Origin of the sequence: Streptococcus danieliae (genome assembly GCF_009767945.1) — a bacterium.
GTDB classification, from domain to species: domain Bacteria; phylum Bacillota; class Bacilli; order Lactobacillales; family Streptococcaceae; genus Streptococcus; species Streptococcus danieliae.
Genome location: NZ_WSRS01000243.1, coordinates 1 through 308, shown reverse-complemented (window position 1 = coordinate 308; position 308 = coordinate 1). Strand labels below are relative to the sequence as shown.

Genomic DNA, 308 nt, shown 5'->3' with positions numbered 1-308 from the left:
GATGACTTAACAACTGAAGAGAAAACAGCAGCGAAAGCAGAAGTAGACTCTGAGGCAGCTAAGGCTAAGGACGCAGTCGATGCGGCCACCGACCAAGCAGGTGTTGATGCGGCTAAAGACTCTGGTACAAATGCAATTACAGCAGTTAATCCAGAAGCAGTAGCGAAACCAGCAGCCAAAGAAGCTATCGACAAGGCGGCAGCGGATAAGAAGGCAGCGATTGATGCTCGTGATGACTTAACAGCTGAAGAGAAAGCAGCAGCGAAAGCAGAAGTAGACTCTGAGGCAGCTAAGGCTAAGGACGCAGT

Annotated in this window: 1 protein-coding gene; it reads left to right on the top strand. The window is 50.0% G+C overall.

The window, feature by feature from the left end:
* The coding region (locus E5983_RS09640; protein ID WP_160333536.1) for a DUF1542 domain-containing protein at positions 1–308 on the top strand (308 nt) is incomplete at both ends.